The organism is Streptomyces paromomycinus (assembly GCF_003865155.1).
GTDB classification, from domain to species: Bacteria; Actinomycetota; Actinomycetes; order Streptomycetales; family Streptomycetaceae; genus Streptomyces; species Streptomyces chrestomyceticus.
The window spans coordinates 4,723,354-4,745,016 of the sequence record NZ_BHZD01000001.1 but is presented as its reverse complement, the minus strand read 5'-3'; the positions used below and the strand labels follow the sequence as shown (position 1 = coordinate 4,745,016).

20 protein-coding genes, 1 tRNA gene and 1 pseudogene are annotated in these 21,663 nt (G+C 71.1%); 11 read left to right on the top strand and 11 right to left on the bottom strand.

The window, feature by feature from the left end:
• Positions 1-13: 13 nt before the first annotated feature.
• A complete protein-coding gene (locus OEIGOIKO_RS42905; RefSeq protein ID WP_371858944.1) occupies positions 14-1,867 on the bottom strand; it encodes a PP2C family protein-serine/threonine phosphatase in 1,854 nt (617 codons plus the stop codon).
• Between the two features lie 671 nt (positions 1,868-2,538).
• Here OEIGOIKO_RS42905 and OEIGOIKO_RS19975 point away from each other — a divergent pair.
• Together OEIGOIKO_RS19975 and OEIGOIKO_RS19970 are read left to right on the top strand one after the other, a co-directional pair.
• Positions 2,539-3,258: a bifunctional DNA primase/polymerase gene (locus OEIGOIKO_RS19975; protein ID WP_125055205.1), complete on the top strand. Its 720-nt coding sequence runs from the start codon at positions 2,539-2,541 to the stop codon at positions 3,256-3,258.
• Positions 3,259-3,538: 280 nt separating this feature from the next.
• The gene (locus OEIGOIKO_RS19970; RefSeq protein ID WP_125055204.1) at positions 3,539-4,195 is read left to right on the top strand and encodes a hypothetical protein; all 657 of its coding nucleotides are present in this window, start codon (positions 3,539-3,541) and stop codon (positions 4,193-4,195) included.
• A 481-nt stretch (positions 4,196-4,676) separates the two neighbouring features.
• On the opposite strand, the gene OEIGOIKO_RS19965 is transcribed toward OEIGOIKO_RS19970, so the two are convergent.
• The 3 genes from OEIGOIKO_RS19965 to OEIGOIKO_RS19950 form a co-directional block, all read right to left on the bottom strand.
• Positions 4,677-5,645, bottom strand: coding sequence for a DUF5926 family protein (locus OEIGOIKO_RS19965; protein WP_125055203.1), 969 nt, complete (start codon positions 5,643-5,645; stop codon positions 4,677-4,679).
• Between the two features lie 663 nt (positions 5,646-6,308).
• Positions 6,309-7,049, bottom strand: a complete 741-nt coding sequence (locus tag OEIGOIKO_RS19960) for an ATP-binding protein (protein ID WP_371859028.1) — start codon at positions 7,047-7,049, stop codon at positions 6,309-6,311.
• Positions 7,050-7,198: 149 nt separating this feature from the next.
• The gene (locus tag OEIGOIKO_RS19950; protein WP_125055201.1) at positions 7,199-8,041 is read right to left on the bottom strand and encodes a glycerophosphodiester phosphodiesterase; all 843 of its coding nucleotides are present in this window, start codon (positions 8,039-8,041) and stop codon (positions 7,199-7,201) included.
• Positions 8,042-8,329: 288 nt separating this feature from the next.
• Here OEIGOIKO_RS19950 and OEIGOIKO_RS19945 point away from each other — a divergent pair, with 288 nt between their 5' ends.
• The gene (locus OEIGOIKO_RS19945) at positions 8,330-10,243 is read left to right on the top strand and encodes a trypsin-like peptidase domain-containing protein (protein ID WP_125055200.1); all 1,914 of its coding nucleotides are present in this window, start codon (positions 8,330-8,332) and stop codon (positions 10,241-10,243) included.
• 43 nt (positions 10,244-10,286) lie between these two features.
• Positions 10,287-10,374, top strand: a tRNA-Ser gene (locus OEIGOIKO_RS19940).
• Between the two features lie 117 nt (positions 10,375-10,491).
• Here OEIGOIKO_RS19940 and OEIGOIKO_RS19935 read toward each other — a convergent pair.
• The 4 genes from OEIGOIKO_RS19935 to OEIGOIKO_RS19920 form a co-directional block, all read right to left on the bottom strand.
• A complete protein-coding gene (locus tag OEIGOIKO_RS19935) occupies positions 10,492-10,929 on the bottom strand; it encodes a DUF488 domain-containing protein (protein ID WP_125055199.1) in 438 nt (145 codons plus the stop codon).
• A complete protein-coding gene (locus tag OEIGOIKO_RS19930) occupies positions 10,926-11,540 on the bottom strand; it encodes a DUF488 domain-containing protein (RefSeq protein WP_125055198.1) in 615 nt (204 codons plus the stop codon). Before OEIGOIKO_RS19930 ends, OEIGOIKO_RS19935 begins: the two co-directional genes overlap by 4 nt.
• Positions 11,537-12,232: a dual OB domain-containing protein gene (locus OEIGOIKO_RS19925; protein WP_371858943.1), complete on the bottom strand. Its 696-nt coding sequence runs from the start codon at positions 12,230-12,232 to the stop codon at positions 11,537-11,539. The genes OEIGOIKO_RS19930 and OEIGOIKO_RS19925 overlap by 4 nt, the downstream gene beginning before the upstream one ends.
• 372 nt (positions 12,233-12,604) lie before the next feature.
• Positions 12,605-13,639: a bifunctional DNA primase/polymerase gene (locus OEIGOIKO_RS19920; protein WP_176602588.1), complete on the bottom strand. Its 1,035-nt coding sequence runs from the start codon at positions 13,637-13,639 to the stop codon at positions 12,605-12,607.
• Positions 13,640-13,817: 178 nt separating this feature from the next.
• Between OEIGOIKO_RS19920 and OEIGOIKO_RS19915 the strand changes: the two genes are divergently transcribed.
• The 5 genes and pseudogenes from OEIGOIKO_RS19915 to OEIGOIKO_RS19890 all read left to right on the top strand — a co-directional run bounded on the left by OEIGOIKO_RS19915 (position 13,818) and on the right by OEIGOIKO_RS19890 (position 18,697).
• Positions 13,818-14,018, top strand: coding sequence for a hypothetical protein (locus tag OEIGOIKO_RS19915; protein WP_125055196.1), 201 nt, complete (start codon positions 13,818-13,820; stop codon positions 14,016-14,018).
• Between the two features lie 309 nt (positions 14,019-14,327).
• Positions 14,328-15,248, top strand: a pseudogene (locus OEIGOIKO_RS42900) (bifunctional MaoC family dehydratase N-terminal/OB-fold nucleic acid binding domain-containing protein); the annotation flags it as partial.
• A gap of 452 nt (positions 15,249-15,700) precedes the next feature.
• Positions 15,701-16,870, top strand: coding sequence for a lipid-transfer protein (locus tag OEIGOIKO_RS19900; RefSeq protein ID WP_125055193.1), 1,170 nt, complete (start codon positions 15,701-15,703; stop codon positions 16,868-16,870).
• 239 nt (positions 16,871-17,109) lie between these two features.
• Positions 17,110-17,970 carry a DUF1906 domain-containing protein gene (locus OEIGOIKO_RS19895; protein ID WP_125055192.1) on the top strand — a complete coding sequence of 287 codons (861 nt, stop codon included), beginning with the start codon at positions 17,110-17,112 and terminating at the stop codon, positions 17,968-17,970.
• Positions 17,971-18,163: 193 nt separating this feature from the next.
• Entirely contained in the window at positions 18,164-18,697 is a 534-nt protein-coding gene (locus OEIGOIKO_RS19890; protein WP_125055191.1) for a SigE family RNA polymerase sigma factor, read from the top strand.
• 27 nt (positions 18,698-18,724) lie between these two features.
• Here the strand turns inward: OEIGOIKO_RS19890 and OEIGOIKO_RS19885 are convergent, their stop codons facing one another.
• The 3 genes from OEIGOIKO_RS19885 to OEIGOIKO_RS19875 form a co-directional block, all read right to left on the bottom strand.
• Complete coding sequence (locus OEIGOIKO_RS19885) at positions 18,725-19,564, bottom strand: MOSC domain-containing protein (RefSeq protein ID WP_246177432.1); 840 nt, start codon at positions 19,562-19,564, stop codon at positions 18,725-18,727.
• Between the two features lie 332 nt (positions 19,565-19,896).
• Positions 19,897-20,091 carry a DUF397 domain-containing protein gene (locus OEIGOIKO_RS19880; protein WP_125055190.1) on the bottom strand — a complete coding sequence of 65 codons (195 nt, stop codon included), beginning with the start codon at positions 20,089-20,091 and terminating at the stop codon, positions 19,897-19,899.
• 11 nt (positions 20,092-20,102) lie between these two features.
• Positions 20,103-20,930: a helix-turn-helix domain-containing protein gene (locus OEIGOIKO_RS19875; protein ID WP_307721235.1), complete on the bottom strand. Its 828-nt coding sequence runs from the start codon at positions 20,928-20,930 to the stop codon at positions 20,103-20,105.
• Between the two features lie 267 nt (positions 20,931-21,197).
• Here OEIGOIKO_RS19875 and OEIGOIKO_RS19870 point away from each other — a divergent pair, with 267 nt between their 5' ends.
• Together OEIGOIKO_RS19870 and OEIGOIKO_RS19865 are read left to right on the top strand one after the other, a co-directional pair.
• The gene (locus OEIGOIKO_RS19870; protein ID WP_125055188.1) at positions 21,198-21,428 is read left to right on the top strand and encodes a hypothetical protein; all 231 of its coding nucleotides are present in this window, start codon (positions 21,198-21,200) and stop codon (positions 21,426-21,428) included.
• Between the two features lie 2 nt (positions 21,429-21,430).
• Positions 21,431-21,646, top strand: a complete 216-nt coding sequence (locus OEIGOIKO_RS19865; RefSeq protein ID WP_125055187.1) for an ATP-binding protein — start codon at positions 21,431-21,433, stop codon at positions 21,644-21,646.
• Positions 21,647-21,663: the final 17 nt, after the last annotated feature.

Sequence of the window (21,663 nt, the reverse complement as noted above, 5' to 3'; positions counted from 1 at the left end):
TGCGGCCCGGCCGTCACTCGAAGTACGCCGTGAGCAGCACCACGTCCTCCGGGGACTCCGGGGCGTCCAGCCCCTCCGGGAGCAGAGTGCGCAGCAGGTGGTCCGTCAGGGCCTCGGGGTCGTGGCGTACGGCCCGGGGGACGCCCGCGGCGGCGGCGTGCAGCCGGGCGAAGGCGCGGTCCATCGGCTCGCCGGTGCGGCGCAGCAGCCCGTCGCTGTACAGCAGAAGGGTTTCTCCTGACGCGGGGCGCAGCTCCACGCTCGGCGCCTCCCAGCAGGCCAGCATGCCCAGCGGCGCGGACAGCGTGGTCTCCACGTACTCGGTACGGCGGTCACCGATGATCAACGGCGGGCAGTGCCCGGCCCCGGCCAGCACGATCCGGCGCCCGGCCGCGCCCGGCACGCCGGGGGCCTGCGGCGTACCCGGTCCGGCTCCCGGTCCCGTACCGGGTCCCGGTCCGGCTCCCGGCCCCGTACCGGGTCCCGGTACGCCCGGCGGCGCTTCGGCGAAGGCGAACAGGGCCGTCGCGCTGCGGGCCGGCTCGGTCAGCCGCAGCAGCAGTTCCAGGTCGGAGAGGACCGCGACCGGGTCCTCGCCCTCCATCACCGCGTATGCGCGGAGCGAGGCGCGCAGCCGTCCCATGGCGGCCACCGCGCCCGGCCCCGAGCCGGTGACGGAGCCGACCGCCAGGCCCAGCGCGCCGTCCGGCAGCGGGAGCGCGTCGTACCAGTCGCCGCCGCCGAGCGGCCCGGAGCTGTGCCGTACCGCGAGCCGTACGCCGGGGGCCCGGGGCAGCCTGCTGGGCAGCAGCTCCTCGCGCAGCGTCGCCACGGTCTGCCGCTGGCGGTGCAGTTCGAGGAGGCGGGCGAGGTGTTCGGTGGCGTACGCGAGGTAGCGGCCGACCAGGTGGCGCTGCCGCTCGGCGGGGGCGGCGGGTTCGTCGAAGAGCCAGACCGCCGCGCCGAACCGGCCTGCGGAACCGGCCTCCAGCGGTACGGCGTAGCTGGCCGCGTATCCGAGGCGGGCGGCGACTTCCCGCAGGCGGGGGTCGAGGCCGGGCCCGCCGGGGATGTCGGGCTGGGCGATGTGGCCGCGCCCGCAGGCGATGCAGCCGGAGTCGTCCGGGCCGGGGCTGTGCGGGTCTGGGCTGGCTGGGCCGGGGCTGTTCGGGCCTGGGCAGTGCGGGTCTGAGCTGTACGGGTCTGGACTGGCTGGGCCCGGGCTGTGCGGGTTCGGGCTGTGCGGGTCTGAGCTGTACGGACCTGGACCGGCCGGGCCGGGACTGTTCGGGCCTGGACCGTCCGTACGCCCGCCGTCCGCCGTCGCGGCTCCCTGGAGGCCGCTCGCAGACGCGCCGCCCTGTAGGCCGTTCGGCCCGGGACCGTCCGCGCCGTGGTCGGCGGGTGCGCCGGCCGGGCACCCGTCAGTGGGCAGGCCGTTCGCCGCGGGCGGACCGGCTTGCGTGGTCAGGCCGCTCGTCACCGGCAGCCCGTCGAGGATCCGGCCGAAGGACTGCGCGCGGCGCGGCACGGTCTCGATGTGGCCGATGTCCGCCCGGCCGAGTCCGAGGCCGATGGTGGTGTCCGGCCCGAGCCCGTCGGACGGTTCGAGGACCACCAGCCCGCGCCGGGCGCCCACGAGGGAGGCGCCGGCGCGCAGCAGCTCCTGGAGGGCGGCGTCGAGGGTCCGCGTACGGGCCAGCTGCTCGGTGAGGCCGTGCAGCGTGGTGAGGTCGGAGAGCCACCCGGCGAGTCGGTCCTGGACGGCCGTGCGGCGGGAGTCGGGCGGGGTGCCCGCCGGGGTTGCTGCGGTGGCGGACTCGGCAGTGTGCGTGGGGGCGGGAAGTGCTGGTTCGATTCCAGCCACTTTCGGAACGTGAGGGGTGGTCATGGCCGACGGCTTACGTAGCGCCGGGTGAAACCCCAGGTCAGGCCGCATGTGGAGGCAGGCTGCGGCGTTTTGTTGAGTGTTGTTGAGTAGTGTGTCGAACTGCTCAATTTCCTCAATAGCATCGCAAACCCCCATGTCATGCTGCTCCGCTATCAATGCCTCCACATGTACACGCCGCAGTGACACGATGTCCAGCATTGCCCCCATGGGGTTTGTGGTGTCAACGGGACGAGGAAGTTGGCCGGAAAATATCCCCCCGAACGTCAATTTGAGGTCGACTGGCGACGTTCGACAGTGCGTCATCACCACCATGGCGGGTACGTACTCGGAAAGGCGCGGAGTCAGTTGGGGCCGCGCCGGAACTCTCCGACGGGCACGGGCGTCTAACACGGCGACGACCGCGCCGCACCGCACCCCCAAGTGGCGGATCTGCTTCACGGGACAGCAAGCGCCATGCGTGCGCCACCCTCCGCCACGTTCCACGCTCGGCGTATGGCGTGATGCGCTGCTCTGTACACGCAGTGACCAGAGATCCACGTGGCGTCAGGGGTTCGCAGGAGCCACCGAAGAACGCCACGAAGCGGCATGAACCGGCATGTAGTGCGATGGACATAGCCCTCGGCGTTAACGGAAAGGAACGAGCGCTCATGCGCGAGATCCTCGGAAGGCGACGCAAGCTCCAGCTCCGGCGCGGCGGAAGGTCGGCGCTGCTCGGTGCGGCGCTCCACTGCGCCACCGAGTGGCAGTGGCCCGTACTCCCGGGCGTCGGACTGCGGACCGGCGGGAAACCGGCGGGCGGCAAGCCGCCCGGTGGATGGGGGCGTGCCGAGCGCGGGCCGCGCCCGTGCAGTTGCCCGGACCCGGACTGCGTGGTGCCCGGCGCGCACCCCTTCGACCCCGGGCTGTTCGCCGCCACCACCGATGCCCGCATGGTGCGTTGGTGGTGGACGAACCGGCCGACCGCGCCCCTCCTGCTGGCCACCGGCGGCCGCGCGCCCTGCGCGCTGAGCCTGCCGGCCGTCGCCGGGGCGCGGGCGCTGACCGCCCTGGACCACTTCGGCGTCCGGACCGGCCCGGTCGTCGCCACCCCCACCCGATGGTCGTTGCTGGTCGCCCCGTACTCCCTCGCGGAACTGGGCGAGTTGCTGCACTCCCGGGACTGGGTGCCCAGCTCGCTGCGCTTTCACGGCGAGGGGGGCTACGTGGTGCTGCCGCCCTCGCAGATCGGCGCGGGCAAGGTGCACTGGGAGCGGTCGCCGGGCACCGGACCGGCCGCGCCGTGGCTGCCGCGGGTGGAGACGATCGTGGACGCCCTGGTCACCGCGAGCACCAGCGCGCCGGACGGCGGCAGCCGGCTCGCTTACTGACGTGCGTAACGGTCGGCGGTACTGACTCGACCGGCTCGCGTACCGGTTCGACCGGCTCGCGTACCGGCTCGACCGGCCACCCCTTCACCCTGGAAGCCCCTCCCGCCGCCCCGCGTGGACAAAGGACGTGCGGGCGGTTCACTCGTACGGGTGTGAGCTGCCCGGTGTTGGCGGGGATTCGGGGGTACGGGCCCGGTATGTGCCCGTTCCGGGCCGATATGTTCGGCGCACCGTCAATCCGGCGGTCAACTCCGTCGCCCTGACAGATCCAGGTGGTCCCATGGAGCGTGCGCCGAATCTCCGCATGATCGCACTGGCGAGCACGGTCGCGCTCGCCGTCGCGCTGCCGCTGGCGGCCGCGACCGCCGGTCCGGCCGAATCCGATCGGTCGGCGGCTGATGACTCCGCGAGTGCTACACATCCGGATGCTGGTGTTCCGGTCGGTACGCGGGCGTCCGCCGCGCCGGGCCCGGACGCGGCACCGGTTCCGTCCCGGGGCGCGCACACGGTCCCCCGTACGGGTGCGCCCGCCGATTCCCGTACCGAACCCCGTAGCGGCCCCCGTACGGCAGCCGACGGCCGTCGCACCACCCGCTGCGGCCCCGAACTCGCCGCACCCGAAGGAGTGGAAGCTCAGACGTGTGTGCTCACCGAGGGCGGTCTGACCTGGGGGCGTACGTACTACCGCAACACCTCCGGCAAGCCCCTGCGCGCCGTCCTGTCCCTGCTGCGGCCGGACGGCCGGACCGTACAGGCGCACTGTGACCTGCCGGCCGGTGACGAGCCCGCCATCTGTGAAACCCCGCGGGAGGCGACGGTCGGCGGCGACCGGGCGCCGTACACCGCGGTCGCGGAGGTCGCCGACGCGCGGGGCGAGCGCAAGCTGCTGCGGTCCGGCAGCAACGCCGCGCCGGGGTCGGCCGGTTCGGACCAATGACGGTGCGGGAGCGGCGGGTGCGTGCTGTGGGGCCGGGGCGTCGGCGGGGCGCTGACGTCGTCCGAGACGGCCGGTACGGGGCCTGACGGGGGCCGGCGGCCGAGGCGGTGAGCGGGCGACGGGAGCGTCCGTAGCGGGCCTGAGGCGAGCGCACAGGGGGCGCGGTGGGCCGGTCTCGCGGGGAGGGTGCCCCGCGGCGGTCTCGCGGGGAGGGTGCCCCGCGGCGGTCTCGCGGGGAGGGTGCCCCGCGGCGGTCTCGCGGCGCCGGGGCGGTCCGCCCGGTCCGGACGGACGCGGGCATGGAAGCGCCCGGTCGCTGGCGACGGGGGATGCACCAGCGACCGGGCTCCTAGAACGGTAACAAGAGATCGGCGGTTCGCAAATTCGATCGTGGAATTCCGGACGCGTATTTACCGGTCGGTACGGCGACTTGTGACCGGAGTCACGCCCGGAACGCCGTTCCGCGCCCCTCGGGACGCGTTCAGCTCAGCGTCACCTGACGGTTGGTGAGGCCACCGCGGGCACGGCGCTCCTCAGGCGTCAGCGGCGCGTCCGTGGCGAGCGCCGCGGCGAGCCGCTCCGCGAAGGCGGCGGCCGGCTTGGCCACGTCGTCGGCGCCCGTCCCGGAGGGCAGGTCCCAGACCGGCACGACCAGGCCGTGCGCGCGGAACGAACCGACCAGACGGGTGCCTTCGCCGAGCGAGGACGTACCGGCGGCGTGCAGCCGGGCCAGCGCGTCCAGCAGCTTCTCCTCCGGGTGGTCCATCACCCAGCGCAGGTGGTTCTTCTCGGGTGTCTCGCACCAGTAGGCGCCCTCCAGGCCGTCCAGCCGGGCGGTCGGGATGGCGGCGGCGTTCGCCCGCTCCAGGGAGGCGGCGACCTCGCCCGTCGCGTTCTCGGCGTCCTCCACCCAGAACTCGAAGCCGGAGTGCACCTGCGGCTCGAAGGGCGCGGCCGGGTCCAGCAGGTCCTGGAGGCGCGGACCGTCCGCCGCGGCACGCTCGGCGGCGACCGGCGTGCCGGGCTCGGCGGCCAGCGCGCGGCGCAGCGTGTCGGCGAGGTCGCGGCTGAGGTCCCCGGAAGCGGTGTCGTTCTGCAGGCCGAGCAGGACGGCGCCGTTGTCGCGCCGCAGCGCGGGCCAGGCCATGGGCAGGACGGTCGCCAGCGTCACCGACGGCACGCCCTCGGGCAGCCCGTCCTTGAGCTTCAACTCGACGGTGGCGGCGGGCACCAGCTCCCGCAGCGCGACCCAGTCGCACTCGCCCCGCAGTCCCTCGAAGGGGCGCTGCACCAGCTCGGTGACGGCGTGCGCCGCGCTCCGGCCGTGACACGCCTTGTAGCGGCGGCCCGAGCCACAGGGACAGGGCTCACGCGCCCCGACGACGGGAATCTCGCCGTCCTTGATCTGCGGTGCTGCGGCCTTGGTCTGGGGACGGCGCTTCTTGGCCATGGCGAGGCTTTCTCCTGGTCGATCCTGGGCGTACGGACGCGTTCCGGCGCGAGCCTAGACGACTGGGCCCGGCCTCGCGGCGCGCGCTGCGGCCGGTGGCCGCGCGCTGCTCAGGAAGGGGACGGCGCGGTGCCCCGGCCGGTGCCCCGGGACCGTCCGCCCGCCGCCCGTCCGGCGACCGCCCGCGGTCCGTCCACCACCTGCGGCCGCGCAGGGCAACGGAATTGGTCCCACGGGACCGTTCGCCGCCGTATCGCCGTGTCGGCACCCGGGACGTCGGGGGTACGGCGGGGCGCGTAGGGGCGGCTGCGGGGCGCGTAGGCCGAGGCGGACGGGTCTTGCCGGCCGGATCGGTGCCGGCTGGTTCTCAGGGCGCCTTGTAAGCGCTCAGGTCGCTTCGCAGGCTCTGCCCACCTTCGCAGGTCTCAGCCCGCCCTCGCAGGCCTTCAGGCTGCCCAGCAGGTCCTCAAGCCGCCTCACAGACCCGCTGACCCGCTGACCCGCTGACCGGCTTTCACGGCGGTCCCGGCGGTCCCGGAGGTCCCGGAGAACCCGTGCGCCGGAGCCCGGCGAGGGCGGTTCGGCCCCGGGCCCGGAACCGGGTCCGGCTCCGGGCCCGGGCCTTGGGAGCCAGAGGCCCTGTATCCGAGTCCGCCTGCCCCCTCACCCGTTCGAACGGTCGCACTCCACCAGCGACAGCTCCGCCCTGGCGGCCGTCATCCGCCCAGGTGCCGTGCCCAGCCCAGGCGCCATGTCCCGACCAGGCGCCATGTCCCGCCCGGGCGCGGTCTCCCGCCCGGCCGCGCATCCTTGCACCACGCCGTTGGTGCGCCCGTTGGCCCGCCCGGTGGGCAGCCCTTCGGGCCGCCCGTTGAGCCCCCCGCCGGAGAATTCGGCGGCCAGCTCCACGGGGAGGTCCACGCGCGTAGCGAACGCGCTGCGGAGGCCGTGCAGGGTGAGCAGAGCCCAGACCGTCACCTCACCCTCCGTGTCCTCCACGCCCCATTCCTTGGCGAGGGACCGGATGATCGCCAGCCCGCGGCCGCCCTTCGCGGTGACCGACGGAGTGGCTGGTTGCGGCCGGGTCGGGCCGCCGCCGTCGGTGACCGCGATGGTCAACTGGCCGTGCCCGTCGATGCGCCACGCCGCGCGTATCGCGTCCGGCGCCTTGTCATGGGCGGAGTCCCGTACGGAACCCGGCGCCTCCAGCACGCATATCGGACGTGCGTGCCGACATGAATTGCTCAGCAGTTCGGAAAGAATGAGTACCGCGTCGTCGACGACCGTGTCCTGAACGCCGCTTGCCAGCAGCTCGGCCCGCATGCGCCGCCGGGCCGCCCCGACCCCTGACGGACCATGGGGTACGGCCATGACCGACGCCGTCGGCACCTCTTGTGCCACCATCAACGCCACCCCCGAGACCTCCTTCGCCCCACGCCACGGGATGGATGCCCCAATGGCCTGGACCGGAAACCGGCCAGTCCAGGTGCGGTGACGCACTCGTCACGGTCGCATACGGGCCGAATGCGCCGGTGCACTCCCCGTGACGCCCGCTACCCCAGTCCCAGTTGGGCTCGCACCTGTTTGGGGCGGTTGGTGATGATTGCGTCCACTCCCAGGCGTTCACACAGCTCGACATCCGCCTCGTCGTTGACGGTCCAGACGTGCACCTGATGGCCCACGCGGTGCGCCTTGGCCACGTAGTCGGGGTGCGCGCGCAGGATGCGGACGCCCGGTCCCGCGATGCTCACACCGGGCGGCAGCCGCCCGTCGCGGTGGCGCGGTGTCAGGAACTGCATCAGGTAGACACCAGGGATGTCGGGGGCCGCGGCCCGTACGCGGTGCAGTGAGCGGGCCGAAAAACTCATGACGCGGACGGGCGGCGGACCCTCGGCCGACGCCCGGGTATGGCCGAATCTCTCCAGTAGGGCGACCAGCCGCTCCTCCACCTGGCCGGCCCAGCGGGTGGGGTGCTTGGTCTCGATGGCCAGCTCGACGCGGCGGCCGGCGTCGGACACGAGTTCGAGAAGTCGTTCCAGGGTCAGGACGGACGTGCGTTCCGGGTCCTCGTGCTGGCGGTCCGGCGCCTCCCAGGTGGCGTCCTCGTCCTCCTTCCAGGAGCCGAAGTCCAGCGCGGCCAGGTCGGCCAGCTCCAGCGCGGAGACCGCGCCGCGCCCGTTGGAGGTGCGGTTGACCCGGCGGTCGTGCACGCAGACGAGGTGGCCGTCGGCGGTGAGCCGCACATCGCACTCCAGCGCGTCGGCGCCGTCCTCGATCGCCCGGCGGTAGGCGGCCAGGGTGTGTTCCGGCGCGTCCTCGGACGCGCCACGATGGGCTACGACGGAAATGCGGGATGAGCCCGGGGTGCGGTCCCGGAGCGGGTACGCGGTGGTCACCGGGTTATCGTGCCATCGCCCGCGGGAGGGACGCCTTGTGCACTACCTGATCCGCATAACAATAGATGCGCCGTTTTTGTCCGGCATAAAGGATGGAGAGACAGTCACAGCCTCGGCTTACGGCGCCCTGACGCGCGGTGGGAAAGGCTTGCCCCTGTGACAGTCGCCGGTACCGCCTGCCCGTAGCCCGTACGCCAGGGTTGCGCACCGCATCCTGGACACCGAACCGCATCCTGAAGGAGAGGCCGGGCCCTGGCCCGGCACCGTCGTGAAGCTGAGGAGAGAGCCGTGAGCACCGAGAACGAGGGCGCCGCCGTCCCGCCGGAGGCCCAGCCGCCGTCGGCGCCCCAGGCGTCGGACAGCGCACCCGAGTCCGGTGCGCGCCCTGCGGACGGCGCGGGCGCACGGGACGCGGCGGGCGCGCCGGGCACATCGCATGCGCCGGGCGCGAAAGCTGCGCACGACGCGCCGGGCGCAGCGGGGGCGCACGACGCGCCCAGAGCGCCCTCCGCCCCCGCTCCTGCCGCCACCCCGCCCGCGGCGCCCCCGCCGCCGGATTTCGCACCGACGGCCGGCCGGGCGGGCTCGCCGGGCGAAGCGGCCCCGACCGGTCAGGCAGGCCCGGCGAACAGCACCGAGCCCGGCGCCCACGACCGCACGCAGCAGTTCTCCGAGCCCACAGCCCCGCAGGACGGCCCTCACCCGGCAGGCGGCTCCCACACGGCAAACGGCCCTCACCCGGCGGGCGCCCACGCCCAACCGCCCACCGGCGGCGAGCCCCACCCGGGCACCCAGCCCCACCCGGGCACCCAGCCCCACCCGAGCACCCAGCCCCACCCGGGCACCCAGCCCCACCCGGGCGGTGCCCCTTACCCGGGCAATGCGGCCCACCCCGGTGGCGAGGGCCACCCCGGCGGCGAGGGCCACCACACGACCACGCCGCCTTCGTACGCGACGGCGGCACACGGCGCCTCCTCGGGCGGCTGGGGCGGCCCCCCGCCCGGTTACGGAGGCGGCGGCGCGGGCGGCCCGGACGGCGTGTGGGGCGCCCCGGGCGCGCCCGCGCCGAAGAAGCGCCGCACCGGCGGCCTGGTCGCCGCCGTACTCGTCGCCGCGCTGGTGGCCGGCGGCATCGGCGGCGGCATCGGCTTCTGGGCCGCCAACCGCTCCGACACGAACTCCACGACGGTCTCCGCCTCCGGCGACCCCGAGGCGCTCAACCGCAAGCCCACCTCCGTCTCCGGGATAGCGCAGAAGGCGCTGCCCAGCGTCGTGACGATCGAGGCACAGGGCGCGACCGGCGAGGGCGGCACCGGCACCGGCTTCGTCTACGACAAGCAGGGCCACATCCTCACCAACAACCACGTCGTCGCCAGCGCGGCCCAGGGCGGCAAGCTGACCGCCACGTTCTCCAACGGCAAGAAGTACGACGCCGAGGTCATCGGCCGGGCCCAGGGCTACGACGTCGCCGTCATCAAGCTCAAGAACCCCTCCGACGCCAACCTCGTCCCGCTCCCGCTCGGCAAGTCCGCCAACGTCCAGGTGGGCGACGCGACGATCGCCATCGGCGCGCCCTTCGGCCTCTCCGGCACCGTCACCACCGGCATCATCAGCGCCAAGAACCGCCCGGTGGCCTCCAGCGACGGCGGCGGCGCCACCCCCTCGTACATGAGCGCCCTCCAGACGGACGCCTCGATCAACCCGGGCAACTCCGGCGGCCCCCTGATGGACGCCTCCGGCAGCGTCATCGGCATCAACTCGGCCATCCAGTCCGCGGGCAACGGCGGCGGCGGTTTCGGCGGCGAGAGCCAGCAGTCCGGCAGCATCGGCCTCGGCTTCGCCATCCCGATCGACCAGGCCAAGCGGGTCGCCGACGACCTGATCAAGAAGGGCCAGCCGGTCTACCCGCAGATCGGCGCGCAGGTCCTGATGCGCGACACCGGCGACGGCGCGACCATCCCCCAGAACGGCGGCGCCGACGGCTCCGCCGCGATCACCCCGAACGGCCCCGCCGACAAGGCCGGCCTGAAGCCCGGCGACACGATCACCAAGCTCGACAACACGGTGATCGACAGCGGCCCCACCCTGATCAGCACCATCTACCAGCACAAGCCGGGCGACAAGGTTACCCTCACCTACAAGCGCGGCGGCAAGGAGCACACCGCCCAGGTGACCCTGGGCCAACGCACGGGCGACAAGTGACGCGCTAGTCTGATCCCCGCGCCACCGTCACGGCGGTGCGCGGGGAGGCTTGCCCGAGCGGCCTAAGGGAACAGTCTTGAAAACTGTCGTGAGGTAACCCCTCACCGTGGGTTCAAATCCCACAGCCTCCGCAGCTCAGCAGCATGGAACGGCCCCTGACCAGCAAGTTTGGTCGGGGGCTGTTCGCTTTCCGGTGCTGCCCACTGGGCCCCGTAGTCCCCGGGTGCCCCGGGCGGTGGTGATGGGACTCATGCCAGGTGATCGATGGATACGTCGCCCCACTGCTGCGCGAGATATTCCGCGACCAGTCGACGATGGCAGTGCTGCGCACTGTGCTCGCTGCACAGCAAGACCGCGTTGTCGAGCAGTTCCTGCGGGACGGTGTTCTCGATGTGGCGACTCTGCATCAGGTTCAGGAACTGTGCTTCGTAGGTGGCCCAGCCGGCGCCTCGCTTCTTGTAGTCGTCGAGCAAGTGCTGGGTCGGTGCCAGATCGGTACGATGGGTGTATTGCGTACCGCAAAGCTCACTCAGGAAATACTTCAAGTCATCACGTTTGGCGAATCCGGACAATTGCGAGACGTTGTTCAGTCGCACATCGACCAGCGTGGACACGCCGGCCTCACGCAGTAATCCGAAAAACTTTTCAGCAGATTTCTTTGTGAAGCCGATCGTGTACAGTCTCATTTATTCGGCGCCCCGTTGTTGTGAAATTCCTCGTTGACGTATGCGATCCGCTTCTCCTGGCGGCCGAGCGCCTCCTGGAGTCGCTCGGCCGGTGTGCGGAACAGTTCGGCTTGATCCAGACCGAAAATAGCCATCAAACGACGCATGGCCATGGCGTGACTCTCGATGTGTCCGTCGCTGTGAATATGTTCGACGGTGGTTCCGGTTTCTTCGAGCACTCGGGATACGAGTACGCAACGATGGCAGTCAAGAGGTTCTTGTTCGGCGCACATAACGGCGATTCGCTCGTTCTGTGCGCCGTTCCGCAGGCGGTCGATGCCGCTGATGAAGTCAGGAGTCTGTGCGAGACGGCCGAACTGAACCTGACCGTCGACGTAGCAAGTGCCGTTGTCCGGGCGTGCTCCTAGTTCCTTGCCGAGGAAGACGTATTTGATGCCGGCGTCGTGCAGGGCGGGCGTCACCGAGTGCCGGTTGAACTGGGGAGTGAATCGACTGGCGGGTGTCGACCGCACATCAGCAACTGCTGAGACTCCATGTTTCTGAAGCAGGCTTAAAAACTGTGACATGCTGTGCGTGGAGTGGCCGACTGTGTACACGGTGCTTGTTGTCATGTCTGGCTGCCTGCTTCGATCTTGGCTCGTTCGATGATGGACGCCGCTAATTTATAAGCATAGCCTTTGAAGTCTTCGCTCAGGCTCACCGTGACGAAAGATTCGCCTAGTTCGTAAATCCTTTGAGGATTGTTCAGGTGCTGCTGTTCGTACTCGGGGTCGGTTGCTCGCATGATGTAAAGGCGGCCGGCGTGTCTGAACACTGCGTCCAGGGGGCGCTTAGCGTCGTCGGAACCTGCGCGCGGAGTAGGGGTGCGCAGCGTTATTCGGCTCACGCGGATGAGCTTGAGAGAGTCCGGCAAAGTTTCTGTTTGTTCAATCGGTATTCGGTCGTTGAAGCGGCCGGGCGTGCTGTGCCCGTTGATCCATAAAGTGTCGGGATGCTGTTCCACTGCCAACAGTTGGCTCCACTCGGCCCTGCCTGCTCTCTTCCAGTCGCGGCGGGGGTCGAGGAGCCAGTTCTCGCTCTGATAGCTGCTCGGCTGGTGGTGGAGGAGCGGGACGTCGATGATGTCGAGGACTCTCGGGTCCGATCCATCTTCGTATTGCCGTTCTTGTCTGGATATCTCATGGCTTTTTCGTGCGCTGACGGGGCGTACCCATTGCCCTGAATCGACAAGCACGCCCGCGACGCATCGCCCCCCTCCCTTGCGAGAGTTCGCTAAACACACGAGCCTCTGGAATTGCGTCATGCGTCCCCCCGGAGCTGATGCCTTCGCTGCGTTTGGGAAGGTTACGCAGTGCGTTAACACGAGGCGACGGGTGTCCCTCAAGTAACCACCCCTATCGGCCAGTCCCGGGGGAAGAACCGGTGCACTCGGAGAAGGGCCGAGAAGGGCGGAGAAGGGCCTTGGCGATCCGTCAGCCGGCGTGGTGCGGGGCAGGGTCTCACCTGCCCTCAGATCTGGTGGGCTTCATACCCCGCAGGTCAGCAGGGCGTCTGTTACGGAGGGTGAAGCGGTGACGCGCGTATCGGTCGGCTGACGGTGGTCAGCGGGTTCACGTAAGCATCGAACTTGGTGGCCCGCCACAGGGCTGACGTAACAATGGCTCAGTTCATGCCCTCAGTGCCGGGCCGCCGAAGCGATTGTCGCGCGGGCCTCGCGTTCGGTGAGGCCGGTGTGGAGGGCCGCGGTGGTCAGGGCGGTGGCCATTTCTTGGCCGAGGCCGGATTCGTAGGCGCGGCAGGCGGCCCAGAAGAGGCGGGCGTTGCGCTGGCCGTCCGGGGAGGTGCGGACGAAGCGGAGGAGGGCGGGGGCCGGGTTGGGGTGTGGGGGAGGGGAGGGCAGGGCGGACGGGTGGTGGAGGGCGTGGGGGTTCGGGTGGGGTGGTGACTGGGGTGGGAGGAGGGAGAGGAGGGGGGCGGGTGCTGCGGTGGGGTGTCGTGGGGTGCCGGGGACGAGGTGGTACTCGCCTCGGGAGGTGCGGGAGCCGGGGCCGACCAGGTAGCCGCCGGTGCCGCGGATGTCGATGCCCGGGGCCAGGCGGCCTGCGGAGTTGGGTACGGGCAGGGCCGGCGGGGCGGAGAAGTAGAGGTGGCGGCCGCCGCTCGGGGTGCGCACCGTGACGGTGGGCGGGAGCGTGAAGTGGTGTTGTGCGGCCAGGAGTTGCAGGGCGGTGAGGCCGTCCGCGCCGTTCTTGGTGTCCAGGTCGATGCCGATGAGGTGGTGTGGAGGGACGCCGCAGGCGATGCCGTACGCGGTGGCCCAGGGCGCGGCCGCGAAGAGGCGGCGGACGGCGAGCGGGTCCGAGGTCGCGTCGTGGATGCCGTGCCCGGGACGGCCGCAGTCGCCGCGGCAGGGGGTGGGGGCGGGGGAGGGGTCTGCGTGGTGGTGGGAGCGTACGGCGGGGAGTTTGGCGCGGGTGAGCGGGAGGACGGAGTAGCCGCGGCCGGCCGCGACGAGGGCGTGGGTGAGGGCGGTGGTGTGGGGGTCACTTTGGTGAGCGGGGCGGGCCGGCCGATGGGTGGACCGGTCGACGGGGTGGCCGTCGAAGTGGACGTCGGAGTGGTCGTCGGAGTGACTGCCGGGGCGGTCGTCAGGGCGAGTGCCGGGGTGGGAGGGATGGCTTCCGGTGGGGGTCAGGCGGGGAGCGGCCATGGGGCCATTTTCGTATGTGAGTTCGATTCTGGGAAGGGGTGCATGGGCTCCCGGCCGGGAAAGGCCGGAAAGGTGCGGGAACGTTTCGTCGCAGGTCGGAAGTGGTGAGTGAGGAGCGTCGGGGCGTGCGCCGGGTTGTTGGTGGTTGCGTGGGAGGCTTGCTTGGGGTTCGTCATGCTTGAGTGGGAAGTGGTCGTTCCGGTCTGGTTCGCGGGGGGCGCGTCGGGCGAGCCTGATCACCGCGCCGTCGACCACCACCCAGCAGGTCGCGAACGGGCCCGGCGCCTCGAACCAGGGCGACACCGCGAGCGTGAACGGCCACGGGCTGGCCCACATCGATCAGGCCGACACCACGGTGAACTTCGCCAACGTCTGGTGAGCCGGCCGACACCGCCCGGCTGCCGTAATCGGTGAGTCCGGCCGGCCGGTGCCGTTCCGCTCCGTTCCGCTCCGTTCCGCTCCGCTCCGCTCCGCTCCGTTCCGCTCCGCTCCGTTCCACTCCGCTCCGTTCCGCTCTTGACTTACCGGGGTGCCTGACGGACAGTCAGGAACCCTTCGGGTGTATGGAGGAACAGGAGGAGAAGGGGGAAGGGTCGTGGCCTCGGGAACGGACACAACTACGGGTAAGAGCAGCACCGTTGACGACGCAAGCAGCCCGTCCGGTGTAGAGGCCGGCGCCGACGACGAGCTGTACCTCCGGCTGAAGACCTTCGAAGGTCAGGCCGCCGTAACGGCCGGCGAAGGCAAGGACCCCGTCAACGAGCCGATGATCCGGCACTGGTGCGAGGCCATGGGCGACACCAGCCCCGCGTACCAGGGCCCCGACGCCGTCGCCCCGCCCACCATGCTCCAGGCCTGGACGATGGGCGGCCTCTCCGGGCACCCGGGCCGTTCGGCGGCGCACGAGGAGCTTTTCGCCCTGCTGGACGAGGCCGGCTGCACCGCCGTCGTCGCGACCGACTGCGAGCAGGAGTATCTGCGCCCGCTCCGCCCCGGCGACCGCATCACCTTCGACTCCGTCATCGAGTCGGTGTCCCCGCGCAAGACGACGAAGCTGGGGGCGGGGTACTTCGTCACGACGCGGATGGATGTACGGGCGGACGGCGAACCGGCCGGTACGCACCGTTTCCGTATCCTCAAGTACGCGCCCGCCGCACGTCGGGACTCCCGCACTCAGGACGGCCGCCCGCGTCCACCCGGGAGCGGCGGCCGGGCCCGCAGCCCCCACCCCCGCCCCGTGGTCAACCGCGACAACGCCGGATTCTGGGACGGAGTCGCCCGCCACGAACTGCTGATCCAGCGCTGCACGGACTGCGCGACGCTCCGCTTCCCCTGGCTGCCGGGGTGCAACAGCTGTGGCGGGGAGGGGTGGGACACCGTGGCGGCCACCGGTTCCGGCACGGTCTTCTCGTACGTCGTGATGCACCATCCGCCCTTCCCGGCCTTCGACCCGCCGTACGCGGTGGGGCTGATCGAACTGGCGGAAGGGGTGCGGGTGGTGGCCGGGCTGGTCGGGATGCCGCCGGGGAAGGTGCGGATCGGGATGCCCGTACGGCTGGAGTTCCGGACCGTGGACGAGGACCTCGTACTGCCCGTTTTCAGCGGTGGACGGGAGGCAGGCACCTGGCCCGTCGGGCCCGGCGACGAGCTGCCCCCGTTGACCGTCCCCGTCACCCGCACCGTGATCGTCTCAGGGGCGATCGCCTCCCGTGACTACCAGGACGTGCATCACGACACCGAAGCGGCCAGGGACAAAGGCTCTCCGGACATCTTCATGAACATCCTGACCACGAACGGTCTCGTGGGCCGCTACATCACCGATTTCTTCGGCCCCGGAGCCGTACTCCGCGAGGTGGCGATCCGGCTCGGAGTGCCCAATTACCCGGGGGATGAGATGGAGTTACGCGGCAGGGTCCTCGCCCGGGACGGTGACACGGTGGACGTACGGGTGGTGGGTACGAACCGCCTCGGCCACCATGTCACCGGCACGGCGACGGTCGCAGTCCCCGCTTCGGAGGCCGTCCCCAGCGCCTCTCAGGAGCCGCACCCGGAGCCCACCCCATGACCCTCCACCGCGCGGACACCCTCGGCGGCCGCGCCGCCATCGCCGGCATCGGTGCCACCGAGTTCTCCAAGGATTCCGGCCGCAGTGAGCTGAAGCTGGCCGTCGAAGCCGTACGGGCCGCTCTGGACGACGCCTGGCTCGGGCCCGCCGACGTCGACGGCCTGGTCACCTTCACGATGGACACCAGCCCCGAGATCACCGTCGCCCAGGCGGCCGGTATCGGTGAACTGTCCTTCTTCTCGCGCGTCCACTACGGCGGCGGCGCGGCCTGCGCCACGGTGCAGCAGGCGGCCCTCGCCGTCGCGGCCGGGATCGCCGAAGTCGTCGTCTGTTACCGGGCGTTCAACGAACGCTCGGGCCGCCGGTTCGGTGCCGGTGTGCAGCGGCGCGAGCCGTCCGCCGAGGGCGCGGCGCTCGGCTGGAACCTGCCCGCCGGGCTGCTGACACCCGCCTCCTGGGTCGCCATGGCGGCGCAGCGGTACCTGTACGCGTACGGGCTCACCCCGGAGGCGTTCGGGCAGGTCGCGGTCGTCGGCCGGCGGCACGCGGCGCGCAACCCGGCCGCGTACTTCTACGGCAGGCCGATCACCCTCGCCGACCACGCCGCGTCCCGCTGGATCGTCGAGCCGCTGCGGCTGCTCGACTGCTGCCAGGAGACCGACGGCGGCCAGGCCCTCGTCGTCACCTCGCTCGAACGTGCCCGTGACCTGCGGCGGCCCCCCGCCGTGATCCTGGCGGCGGCACAGGGGGCCGGCCGGGCCCAGGAGCAGATGACCAGCTACTACCGGGACGGGCTGACCGGCCTGCCGGAGTCGGCCGTCGTGGCGCGGCAGCTGTGGCGGACGAGCGGGCTGCGCCCGGCGGACATCGACGTCGGCATCCTTTACGACCACTTCACACCGTTCGTACTGATGCAGCTGGAGGAGTTCGGTTTCTGCGCACCGGGTGAGGCGGCGGACTTCGTCGCCGCGGACGCCCTGCCGCTCAACACCCACGGCGGACAGTTGGGCGAGGCGTACCTGCACGGCATGAACGGGATCGCGGAGGCGGTACGGCAGCTCCGCGGCACCTCCGTCAACCAGGTGCCGGGCGCCGCCGGAGTGCTGGTCACGGCCGGTACGGGCGTACCGACCTCCGGGCTGGTGCTCGGCGCGGCGGACGGCTGACCGGAGGCGGCGCTTGTCCGGAGTCGGCGGTTGTGCGGAGTCGGCGGCTGACCGGAGGCGGCGCTTGCCCGGAGTAGGCGGCTGCCCGGAGCCGGCGGTTGTACGGTGTCGGCGGCCGACCGCAGCCGGCGGAACGTCTCTTCGAACGCCGTCCCGAAAAGACCCCCGGAAGGCTGAATGCGTGCGGCCGATGGCGTGTCCGGCGCGCGGCGCACCGTGCCCGCACTTTGACTCCGGATATGAGATCGACAAACAAGATCATCCGACGGAGTGCGCTGCGCCCCACCCTCCTCCTCACCGCCCTGACCGGCCTGCTCGGTCTGCTGGCCACCCTCCTCGCACCGGCCGCCGGCGCGGAGCCCGACCGGACCGGTCCCCGCGGCCCGAACGTGTTCCAGGGCTGGGCGTTCGACACCTGCCGGACGCCCTCGCAGAGCACGCTGGCGGCCTGGAAGGGCTCCAAGTACCGCGGCGTCGGCGTCTACTTCGGCGGGCGCGGCCGGGCCTGCCCCCGCCAGCCGAACCTCACCCGCGACTGGGTACGCGCCGCCCACCGCGCGGGCTGGCGGCTGCTGCCGCTGTACGTCGGCTCACAGGCGCCCTGCGTGGTCAACAAGCACAAGCGGAAGGTGACCATCGGCAGTGATCCGGTGCAGGTGGGCACCGGCGAGGCGCAGGACGCGGTACGCCGGGCCAAGGCGCTGGGCATCGCCCCGGACAGCGCGCTGTACCTGGACATGGAGGCGTACAACCTGCGTGACGCGGCCTGCACCCGTAAGACGCTGGAGTACATCCGCGCCTGGAACCGGGAGACGCTCCGCCTGGGCTACGTGCCCGGCTTCTACAGCAGCGCCGACTCCGGTGTACGGCACATCGAGCGGGCCCGGCGGGCCGGCACGCGGGACCTGCCGTCCGTGATGTGGTTCGCGCGGTGGCACTCCAAGCCGAACCTGTACGGCGAGCCCGAGATGTCCGCCTCGGCGTGGCGTCCGCACCGTCGGATCCACCAGTACGCGGGCAATGTCGCCGAGACCCACGGCGGCCGCAGGATGGTCATCGACCGCAACCAGGTGGACGCCCCGGTGGCCGTGATCCAGTAAGGCCCCGGCGGGTGGGGCTCCGGTGCGCGGGCGCCGGAGCCCTGACGAAAGTGAGACGGGCACCCTGACGAGGGACGAGTGGCTGTCCGCCTTTAGGAGGTAGGGGGAACCCCACCCGTACAACTTGAGGGGGAGGGGGCATCGGCACCTCTGGGCGATCCCTCACGGCATTCCGCGCTTCTAGCGTTGGAGCATGACCACGCCAGTGTGCACCAGCGCCTCCCGCGCCGCTGTGTTCCCGTCGTTCTCGTCGTACGTGCGGGCCCGCGGGCCGGTGCTCTTGCGGACCGCCCGCTCGCTCACCGCCAACCCGAGCGACGCCGAGGATCTGCTGCAGACCGCGCTGACCAAGACGTTCGTGGCGTGGGAGCGGATCGAGGACCACCGGGCCCTGGACGGCTACGTGCGCCGTGCCCTGCTGAACACCCGCACCTCGCAGTGGCGCAAACGCAAGGTCGACGAGTTCGCCTGCGAGGAGATACCCGAGCCCGACCCGGTGCCGGCGCCCGACCCGGCCGAGGCCCAGGTGCTGCGGGACGCGATGTGGCGGGCGGTGCTGCGGCTGCCGGCGCGGCAGCGGGCGATGGTCGTGCTGCGTTATTACGAGGACCTGAGCGAGGCGCAGACGGCGGAGGTGCTCGGGGTCTCCGTCGGCACGGTCAAGAGCGCGGTCTCCCGGGCCCTGGCCAAGCTGCGCGAGGACCCGGAGCTGGCCGTCGCGGCGTAGGGCGCGGCCGCGGCGCGGACACCGGGCTCAGACCAGCCGCACCGCGTCCCCCTGCCGGATCCGGCCCGGCCGTACGACCTGCGCGTACACGCCCGCGCACGGCTGCGGCCCCATCTCTTCCATCGGCACCACCCGGTTGTGGCGCGCGGGCACGCGCAGCGCGTCCGGGTCGCGCGGCAGCCTGCCGTGCTCCAGCGTCGGTACGGCGCAGCGCGGTGTACGGGCCACGACCCGGAGGGTGAGTTCGTCGCCGATCCGCAGTTCGCGGCCGGGCCAGTCGTTCTCGACGAAGCCGGCGGCCTCGGTCCGGATCACGACGTTGGGGCGGTAGCGCTCGGCCTCGACGGTGGTGGCCCGAGGACCGAGTTCGGTGATCCGGTCGAGGGTGGCGCGGGTGATCAGGTGCAGCGGCGCGTAGTCGAAGAAGGTGCCGGGCGGGGCCTGCGAGGCGATCGCCAGGGTCTCGTGCGCCACCTCGGCCGCCGCACCGGCGGCCAGTACCTCTTCGGGGCGGGAGCGTTCCAGGGTGGCCTTCTCGGGCGGGGTGTCGGCGAGGGTGACGGGCTGCCCGAGGTGCGCGGTGAGCGTCCGGTGCACGTGAGGGTCGGTGGACCGTACGGTACGGCCGGACGGCAGCGTGATCCGTACGGCACCGTCGATGATCTCGGCCCGCAACTTCAGCAAGTCGCGCCACAGCCGTGGATTCTTCGCGCTGGCGACCTGGCCGGACGTCTGGTGCACCAACGCGAGCGCACGGTCCCCCGCCAGCCCGCGGGCGTCCGCCACGGCGTCCGGAACCTCCTCGCCCAGCAGCGACTTCACCGGATACCGCCACAGCGTGGTCACCGTTCCCACCATCGTCCCCATACCTCCAGGCTGCCACGACCGTACGGCGCGAGACTCCTGATTTTCCGGTGCGGATCGCGCGGAGCGCGTGGTAAGGGGTGATGCGGGTGGGGTTGCGGGTGGGGCTGGGTCCCTCCCCGTCGCGCCTGCTTAGGAGAAATCAGCCGACGGGGTGGGGTGTACGCCGCACCGTGCCCTTGCGGTTTCGGTCCTGGAGCGGCGACGTGAGAAGAACGTAGCGTCGCCTGGCTTGGTGTCGCAAGCATGAGACGGCACATAAATGAGACGGCATATGACGCAAGCCCATCCCCCTCGGAGGTATGGGCTTGTCTGTTCGAAAGACGTCGGGTGGACTAGATCGCGTGATCGAATTCCCCGGCTTTGACGTCCAGAATCAACGCTTGGAACTTCGTGCGAGTGGTCGTGATGATGGTGCCCGGACTGTCGCTCTCCCGGACTTCGATCATTCCGTCATGCGTCCGTATCTCGACGCAATTCCCCGTCGCCTCGGAGTAAGAAGACTTCTGCCATGCGGTCGGACTGGTCATGTCTGCGCGTCTCACATTTCCTTTGCGATGCTGTGGATAAGTTCCCGCGATGCGGCAGGGCTGAGCGAGGCTCGCCGGGCGGCTTGGAAAACCGCGCGGTACTTGCTCAGTTGAGCCTCCGCGTCCAGGAATCCCGGCCCGTATGCGCTGTCGAGTTGCACGGTGTCGAGCTGGGGCACGGGGCCGTCGGCGTAGAGCACTGATTGTGCTGACCCGATGAATTCTTCCGTGGTGAAGGGGAGAACCCGGATCGTCACGCTCGGCCATTCGGCGACTTCCAGCAGGTATGCGAGCTGGCTGCGGACGACGGCGCGACCGCCGTACCCCATGCGCAGGGCCGCCTCGTTGATCACTCCCTCGAAGGGGGGAGGGGTGGCGCGGTCGAACAGTATGCGTCGCCTTACGCGCTGCTCGACGCGGGCATCGAGTTCGGTCTGCGGCAGCGGCGGCAATGCTCCGCCAAAGATCGTTCGCGCGTAGTCAACCGTCTGGAAGATGCCGGGAATCGTCAGGCTTTGCAGGGACAGGATGCGCCGGGCGTGATGTTCCAACTCCGCGACGTCCAAGAAGCCCTGCGGCAGGACGCCGCGATACTCCTCCCACCACCCTTTGTGCCGCTCCTCGGCCATGTCGCAGAGGGCGTCGATCAGGGCGGAATCGCCGGCGGAGTAGAACGAGGCGAGGCGGCGAACCCGCTCCGCGCTGATCCCCCACCGCCCCGACTCCAGGTGGCTGATCTGCGCCTGATTTCCGCCGAGCAGGGCTCCGGCCTCGCGTGCGGGCATCCCTGATGCCTCGCGGAGCTTCCGCAGTTCCGCGCCCAGGCGTTGCTGCCGCACGGTGGGACTGCTTCTTGGTGGCATCGGCCCCTCTTCTGGTCGGCGTTCCCAGTCTGACGCGACACGGTCTCACGGGTCCACTCGTCAACGACACGTCCCCGTCTCATCCTTGTGCCGTCTCATGGATGTGCCCTACGGTCGTGGAACCACCGCGCCGCACGTCGGATCGCCGAAGTGCAGCCACTCGCACGCCTCTTGGCGCGCACCTGGGGAGTGGCCAGGCCACGGCAGCGGGCAGTGCGCACCCTCGCGTTGGGAGACGTAGCCATGACTCCCGCACCCCCGAAACCGACCCCCACACCCCCCGTCGCACGCGACTCGTTCCGGTTCGACCTGCTCAACCGGGCCACCGCGCCGGGGATCGCCCGGGCCGTCGTGACCGACCTGATGACCCTGACCGGCAACACCGAACTCGTCGACGACATGCGCGTCTTGGTCAGCGAGCTGGTCACGAACGTACACCTGCACACCGACACAGCCGTCGTACGCCTCGACTGACCGTGCACCCCGCCTCCGTACGCGTGGCCGTGTGGGACGACGCCCCGCGCAGCCGGCTCCTCAGCCTGCCCGCGCTGCTCGACGACGGGTCCGGGCGTGGCCTGCACCTGGTCGAAGCCCTGGCGTCGCGGTGGGGCGTCTACCGGCCCAACATCGACACCCGCCGGCGCAAGGGGGTGTGGTTCGCGCTGGACCGGTGCGGAAGCGGCGCTCCGTAGCCAGCCACGGTCAGGCC

What these genes read in the sequence shown, in the direction of transcription:
- OEIGOIKO_RS19880 (WP_125055190.1), bottom strand. Translation starts at nt 20,091, where the DNA reads ATGACCAGTCCGACCGCATGGCAGAAGTCTTCTTACTCCGAGGCGACG.
- OEIGOIKO_RS19920 (WP_176602588.1), bottom strand. Translation starts at nt 13,639, where the DNA reads ATGGCCGCTCCCCGCCTGACCCCCACCGGAAGCCATCCCTCCCACCCC.
- OEIGOIKO_RS19935 (WP_125055199.1), bottom strand. Translation starts at nt 10,929, where the DNA reads ATGAGACTGTACACGATCGGCTTCACAAAGAAATCTGCTGAAAAGTTT.
- OEIGOIKO_RS19960 (WP_371859028.1), bottom strand. Translation starts at nt 7,049, where the DNA reads ATGGTGGCACAAGAGGTGCCGACGGCGTCGGTCATGGCCGTACCCCAT.
- OEIGOIKO_RS19925 (WP_371858943.1), bottom strand. Translation starts at nt 12,232, where the DNA reads ATGACGCAATTCCAGAGGCTCGTGTGTTTAGCGAACTCTCGCAAGGGA.
- OEIGOIKO_RS19930 (WP_125055198.1), bottom strand. Translation starts at nt 11,540, where the DNA reads ATGACAACAAGCACCGTGTACACAGTCGGCCACTCCACGCACAGCATG.
- OEIGOIKO_RS19965 (WP_125055203.1), bottom strand. Translation starts at nt 5,645, where the DNA reads ATGGCCAAGAAGCGCCGTCCCCAGACCAAGGCCGCAGCACCGCAGATC.
- OEIGOIKO_RS19975 (WP_125055205.1), top strand. Translation starts at nt 2,539, where the DNA reads ATGCGCGAGATCCTCGGAAGGCGACGCAAGCTCCAGCTCCGGCGCGGC.
- OEIGOIKO_RS19895 (WP_125055192.1), top strand. Translation starts at nt 17,110, where the DNA reads ATGAGATCGACAAACAAGATCATCCGACGGAGTGCGCTGCGCCCCACC.
- OEIGOIKO_RS19970 (WP_125055204.1), top strand. Translation starts at nt 3,539, where the DNA reads ATGGAGCGTGCGCCGAATCTCCGCATGATCGCACTGGCGAGCACGGTC.
- OEIGOIKO_RS19885 (WP_246177432.1), bottom strand. Translation starts at nt 19,564, where the DNA reads ATGGGGACGATGGTGGGAACGGTGACCACGCTGTGGCGGTATCCGGTG.
- OEIGOIKO_RS19870 (WP_125055188.1), top strand. Translation starts at nt 21,198, where the DNA reads ATGACTCCCGCACCCCCGAAACCGACCCCCACACCCCCCGTCGCACGC.
- OEIGOIKO_RS19900 (WP_125055193.1), top strand. Translation starts at nt 15,701, where the DNA reads ATGACCCTCCACCGCGCGGACACCCTCGGCGGCCGCGCCGCCATCGCC.
- OEIGOIKO_RS19890 (WP_125055191.1), top strand. Translation starts at nt 18,164, where the DNA reads ATGACCACGCCAGTGTGCACCAGCGCCTCCCGCGCCGCTGTGTTCCCG.